At 73.1% G+C, this 5,646-nt stretch carries 4 protein-coding genes; 1 reads left to right on the top strand and 3 read right to left on the bottom strand.

Translation table 11 applies throughout. The features are described 5' to 3' along the window. Nucleotides 1–232: 232 nt before the first annotated feature. Nucleotides 233–811, top strand: a complete 579-nt coding sequence (locus VF468_13665) for a dihydrofolate reductase (protein HEX5879341.1) — start codon at nucleotides 233–235, stop codon at nucleotides 809–811. Between the two features lie 119 nt (nucleotides 812–930). On the opposite strand, the gene VF468_13660 is transcribed toward VF468_13665, so the two are convergent. From VF468_13660 to VF468_13650, 3 genes are all read right to left on the bottom strand, one after another. Beyond that, a complete protein-coding gene (locus VF468_13660) occupies nucleotides 931–2,178 on the bottom strand; it encodes a hypothetical protein (GenBank protein ID HEX5879340.1) in 1,248 nt (415 codons plus the stop codon). A gap of 159 nt (nucleotides 2,179–2,337) precedes the next feature. Then, nucleotides 2,338–4,653 carry a PEP/pyruvate-binding domain-containing protein gene (locus VF468_13655; GenBank protein HEX5879339.1) on the bottom strand — a complete coding sequence of 772 codons (2,316 nt, stop codon included), beginning with the start codon at nucleotides 4,651–4,653 and terminating at the stop codon, nucleotides 2,338–2,340. Further along, entirely contained in the window at nucleotides 4,650–5,522 is an 873-nt protein-coding gene (locus tag VF468_13650) for a helix-turn-helix domain-containing protein (GenBank protein HEX5879338.1), read from the bottom strand. The genes VF468_13655 and VF468_13650 overlap by 4 nt, the downstream gene beginning before the upstream one ends. Between the last annotated feature and the right edge of the window lie 124 nt (nucleotides 5,523–5,646).

Below are 5,646 nucleotides of genomic sequence, written 5' to 3'. Positions count from 1 at the left end.
GATGTCTACCATTGTTCGGATCTCTCGAGTTGGTCCCTGGACACGGTGTGTCCTCCCTGGGATGTCGTTTCGTTCCTTTGGGGCTGATCTGACAGGATCCGGCGCTATGGCGCCGCATCGACGGGCTCACGCAGATGGGCTCTGGGGCTGGTTCGAAGCGGTGGTAGAGGCTCGTAGAGATTACCCAGCTGGAGTGGCCGTCCCGTGATCCAGGGAAACCGAGGAGGGTTCGATGGGCACGTTCAGGTTCCAACTGGCGGTGTCGCTCGACGGATACGTCGCCGGGCCCGACCAGAGTGAGGAGAACCCGCTCGGCGTCGGCGGTCTGCAGCTGCACCAGTGGGTCTTCCCGCTCGAGGTGTGGCGCCGGCAGCAGGGCGAGGAGGGTGGCGAGGTCAACGCCAGCACGCCGGTGGTCGAGGAGGCGCAGGCCAACGTCGGCGCGGTCGTGATGGGCCGCAACATGTTCGGGGGCGGGCCCGGCCCCTGGCCCCAGGATCCGCCGTGGACCGGCTGGTGGGGCGAGGACCCTCCGTTCCATACACCGGTGTTCGTGCTGACCCACCATCCCCGCTCGGGGACGGTGAGCGGCTGCTCGAGAACGTCGGCGACCTCCAGGTCGCGCAGGTGCGCGCGGTCGAGGCGCCCGGCGTCACCCACATCAAGTACCGCGTCGTCAAGGACCTCAGGGGCCGCTCCACTTGACAAGAAAGAGCTTCGCTCAGCCGGCCGCGGGGCCCCAGTCGATGCGGCCGGCCAGCTCAACCTCGGCGGTCAGTGGAAGGTCGAGCGGGGGCGCTGTCGTGGCTGAGCTGCTTCAGGCGGTTGCAGGTGCGCTGGGACCGGGAACTTGGGGCGGTTCTTCGCCTTCGTGCTGGTCGCCTTCCGCTCGTCTGCAGCAACCGGATCTTAGGGCGCGCGCCTGGTTGATCATTGGCGTGCCGCGCGGCCGCCGGTCGCGCTGGACGGTGCATGCGAGGGCCGCAGCCACAGCGATGCCTGGGTGGGCTGCATCGTCTGGTCCACCACCGCCAGCAGCTCGGCACCAAGCGTGTCCAGGTCAAGCTGGTCGCGCAGGTGGGTGCTGAACGCCTGGATCGTCTGGGCGGCGTCGTGGCGGCGGCGGTTGAAACGCCGGTCGACCGCCTGCTGGATGCGGCGGCGGGCCGGGTGGAAGGTGGCGGCCACGGCCAGGGTGGCGGCGGCCACGACCAGGCTGGAGTCCTGGCCGAGCAGCTGGCCCAGTCCCAGCACCACCGCGGCGTAGCCACCACCCAGCAGCAGGGTGAGCAGCCCGTAGGCCACCGTCCGGCTGATGATGCGGTCCAGGTCATAGAGCCGGTAGCGCAGGACCGCGGCCCCGATGGCCAGTGGCAGCCCGGCCACCCAGACACTGATCGCCCAGGTGACCACCTCGGTGGCGTCCAGGGCCAGGCCGACCAGCACGGCCCCCGCCGCCACCACCAGCAGCGCCGCTGCCAAGGCGACCCAGCGCAGCTGCTGGCGCTCCACCCCGCGGGCGCGGCGGAAGCGCGCCACCAGCGACCCGGCACAGACGGCCACGGCCAGGGTGGTGAAGGCCAGGGCCAGCTGGTTGACCACCAGCAGCGCACCCCCCAGACCAAGAAAGTCGAAGGGGCTGCCGAGCACCTGCTGGGAAGTGTCGACCGACCCTGGCGCCAGCGTCACCAGCACCACCAGCAGCAGCGGCACGGCCACCATGGCGCTGGCCCACCAGCGCCAGCCAGGCGAGGGCAGCTTCCCGGTCGGGGTCAACAGCAGGACGAAGCCGAGCAGGAGCAGCCCGCCACCGGCGCAGGCCGGGTAGGCCAGGGCCACAGAGCGGGTGGCTGGCAGGGGCCCACCCGGCAGCAGCCCCCAGGCCAGGTACTGGGCAGCAGCCCCGGTGGCGACATTGGAAGCGACCTGGGCCAGCAGCAGCCAGCCCACCGGGTGGCCGGGTCGGCGGCTGGCCAGCACCGCCCCGACCGTTGCCGCGGTCACCAGGGCAACCCCTGGGCGGAGGTCCCACTGGGTCAGGTCGGGCCGGCCGGCACGGCGCAGCTGCTGATCCAGCCAGGGGATCACCAGCCAGGCCGCCATGGCCAGCGCCCACAGCGTCCAGGCGACCACGCCGGGCCAGCGGCGGGGCCGGGCGAGTCGGGCGGCAGGGGTCACTGGCATGGTCCTCGGCGCATCCAGGCCCTCCGGTCGGGCATCCTCACAAGCCTCGTGGTTCACGCGCCAGTGTGGCCGCCGTCCGTCCCGAGAGCGTTACGGACAGGGATCATCCGACCAGACCCGAGCGGTGGGCTGCGCCCCGAACTTGAGGCTTGATCAGTCGGGGGGGTGGACGGTGCCGGCACCGCCGTCGACGGTCACCACTTGGCCGTCGCGAAGGCGGGTGGTGGCATCCCCGGTGGCGACCACCGCGGGGATGCCGTACTCGCGGGCGACCAGGGAGGCGTGGGCGGCCAGGGTGCCGCCGTCGGTGACAACCGCCACCGCGCGGGCGAACAGCGAGGTCCAGGCGGGTGCGGTGGCCTGGGCGACCAGGACCTCGCCGGGTTGGAAGCGGTCGAAGTCACCAGGTCCGTGGACGATGCGGACCGGGCCGCCGGCTCGGCCGGGGCTGGCCGGCTGCCCCACGATGGCGTCCTCTGGCGCTGGGCCGGGGGTGCGCACGGCGTCCACGGCGCCGAGGAGCTCCTTGGCGAGCAGCCGGGGTAGCCGGCCGATGGTCAAGGGGGCCAGCAGGCGCCGCTGCCGCTCCCAGGCGGCCCGCCGCCGGCCAGCCACATCCTGTAGGGGCGTGCGGATGTCGAGTTCGGCGCGGGTCAGGTAGAACACGTCCTCGGCCCGCTCGATCACGCCGTCCGCGCACAGGGTCTCGCCGAGGCGCAGCGCGCAGCGGCGCAGCAGTGGCCAGCCGAGGGTGAGCTGGCGGGCCTGCTGCTCCCGGATGACCGCATACCGCTGGGCGACCTGGAGCAGCGCCTGGAACCGTGCCTGCAGCTGGGGCTGGTCGCCAAGCACGGTGAGGCACTGGGCGGTGAGGGCCTCGCGGCGGGCGGCCAGCTCGCGGTGGCGGTCCTCGGATGGCCGGGGCGGTGGCCAGCCGAGTTCCCCGGCGGTGAGGTGGGCCCAGTCGAGGCTCTGGACCGCGTGGCCGGGCAGCTCGGGTTGGCTGCCGGGCAGCCCGACCAGCAGCTCCTGGACACTGGCATCGACGGTGGGGCCCAGGTGCTGGCGGTAGAAGCGGGCCAGGGCGCCTTCCATCTTCCAGGCCGCGCCGCCCACCACCGCCAGCGACCACAGCTGCTCGCCGGCGGCCGCACCGACCCGGTCGACGATACCCACCAGCTGCTCGGACGAGGCAGCCTCGACCTGCTGCTCGCCCTCACGGACGAGCCGCTGGTAGCGGGGGAGCAGCTCGGTGCGCCACTCCTCGGCCAGGCCGGCCAGCAGCCGCCGGTCGGCGGCGACCGGGTCGCGGCCAGGGCCAAGCACCGCATCACGCATGAAGCGCAGCAGCCGGCCGCGGCCCCGCAGGAGCGTAGTGGCGATGGTGCGGGGCGACAGCGGTGGGATGGCCAGGTAGTACCAGCCGTTGATGGCGGCGTGGGGGAACGGCAGCGCCGCGCCGGCGTCCTCGCGGGTGGCCTGCTGCTCGCCGTGGTCGAGGCGTTCCAGCAGCCAGTCGGCAAACAGCGGGGTCATGGGCTCGGGCAGCCACTCGCCCAGGCGCAGGTTGCGCAGCCAGTAGCCAGGGGCCGGCGGGGTCCAGTCCACCGGGTCGGGCAGGGCCGTCATCGGCCGGGCCTGCAGCAGCCACAACCCGCCCTCGACCCCGCCGCCGGCGTCGCGGCCGCTGGGGTCGGTGGCGATGGCCCATTCCAGGTCCTGGGGACTGCCGAGGTGGGCGTGGACGCGGCGGGCCAGGGCGGCGATCTGGCGGGCCTGGCCGGCGCTGATGGCCTGCTCGGTGGCCCGGGTGCGCCTGGCCTGGCCGTGGCGGACGATCCACTGGTCGCCGGTGGCCTGGCCGGCGACCAGCCGCTCGCCCAGGCCGGGCACGGCGGTGATGACGACCTCGTCGCGGTCGCCGGTCAGCGGGTTGGCGGTGAAGGCGACCCCGGCCGCGTCGGCTGGGACCATGACCTGGACCAGCACGGCCATCTGCGACCCGGAAGGCTCCAGCGCTGCAGCGGCGGGTGCCTGGGGGTGGGCCTGGCGGTAGGCGGCGACGCGCGCCGAGGCGGCCGAGTCCACCACCTGCCGCACCGCGTCGGGCAGCTCGTCCAGGCCGACGTCCAGGACGGTCTCGTACTGGCCGGCAAACGACGCGCCGGCCAGGTCCTCGGCGGTGGCGGAGGAGCGGACCGCGAACCGCCGGTCCCGACCGCCGAACCCGGCGACGGCGCTGCGCAGCCGCGTCCACGCCTGATCCCAGTCGGCGGCGGCGGCCGCGGTCACCACCACCCCGGCCGGAACCGGGAAGCCCGCTCCGGCCAGGCGGGCCAGGCTGGCCGCCTTGGTGCCCAGCAGGGCCCGCGCCGGGATGGGGTCAAGGTGGACGGCCTCGGCGAGGCTGACGACCGGGGGGAGCGTCGCAGGCTCAACCTGGTGGGGCGGTGGCTGGTCGGCCATCATGCCTGCTCCCGTGAATTCGACGTGGGCTGCTGGTGGTCGCCGTCGCCGGGGGTCATGGCCCGCAGCCACATCCCGGCCAGCTCGTCGACGACCACCTCCAGGGGCGGCAGGGCCACCCCGTGGCCAGGGCCGGACTGGGATTCGGCCGAGGCCTGCATGAGCAGGTGCATCACGATCGGGCCGGCCAGGGCCTGCATTGCCAGGACCGGGTCCATCCGGCGCAGGCGGCCGGCGGCCATCTGCTGGTCCAGGTAGCGGCTCACCAGCGGCAGGGTGCGCATCGCCTGGGCCGCATCCTGGCTGGCGTCGGCGCCGCCACGGTGGTCGGGATCGCTGCGGGACAACTCGAACAGCAGCTGCAGCAGCAGGCCGATGTGGCCGTCCATGGCGGCGGCCATCGCTTGGGCGATGGCGGGGACGACCTCGGCCGGGGGCCGCTCGCCCATGGTCTGCAGCACCGCGGCGATCGGCTCGAAGGGCGAGAAGCTTCGGACCAACTCGGCGAACAGCGCCTCCTTGCCGGGAACCAGCCGGTACAGGGTGGCGCGGGAGACGCCGGCGGTGGCGGCGAGCTCGTCCATGGACAGCTCGGCCAGGCCGTGGCGGCCGACCAGCTCCAGGGCGGTGTCGAGGATGCGGCTGCGCACCGTCGGCGGCCGCTGGAGGCCGAGCTCATGGAGCAGGTGCTGTTGGCTGCCGAACAGCCGGTACAGGGTGGCGCGGGAGACGCCCGCTCGGGTGGCCAGCTCATCCATCGACAGCCCGGCCAGCCCGTCCCCGTCCTGGCCTTGTCTCGGCCCGTGCCGGTCGCTGGCGTGGGTGGCGGCGGCGAGGGCCGCCAAGACCTGCTGCCTGGAGGTTGCTGGCATGGGCATGAGATGATACTAGACGAGATGTATCGCCTCGTCCAGTATCTAAGGATCAGAGTTTTCCAGCTCAGTAGTTGATTGACAGATGTCGATGTATGCTGGCACCCTCGGGATCGACGTTCAT

The organism is Actinomycetota bacterium (genome assembly GCA_036280995.1).
Lineage (GTDB): Bacteria > Actinomycetota > CALGFH01 > CALGFH01 > CALGFH01 > CALGFH01.
This window is presented reverse-complemented; position numbering and strand designations above follow the sequence as displayed.